This is a genomic window from Frankia sp. Hr75.2, assembly GCF_949319125.1.
GTDB classification, from domain to species: domain Bacteria; phylum Actinomycetota; class Actinomycetes; order Frankiales; family Frankiaceae; genus Parafrankia; species Parafrankia soli.
The window spans coordinates 1-311 of record NZ_CASGGV010000261.1; the positions used below are offsets into that span (position 1 = coordinate 1).

At 66.6% G+C, this 311-nt stretch carries 1 pseudogene; it reads right to left on the bottom strand.

Annotation, left to right across the window (positions count from 1 at the left end):
- Positions 1-311, bottom strand: a pseudogene (locus AC559T_RS17935) (helix-turn-helix domain-containing protein); the annotation flags it as partial.

Here is a 311-nt window from a genome sequence, read left to right on the forward strand (position 1 = left end):
CTTCCGTGGATAGGTCCATTGTCGTGCGAGGAGGTCGCGGTGCCAGCGCAGCATGGTGGCGGGGGTGACGAAGAACGAACCCCAGCGGGCTCGGGGTAGCAGCCGGGACAGGGCTGCGAGGATCACCTGATCCTTCGGTTCCAGGGCCGGGCGGTTCACCTGCCGTCGCAGCACCGCCACCTGATGTCGCAGGACGAGGAGCTCCACGTCTTTCGCGGTGTCGCCACGCACGCGGAGCAGCATCAGTCCGAGAGCGTTGCGTGTCAGGGTGTAGAGCAGCGACCACACCATGACCATCCAGCCTGCCCGAC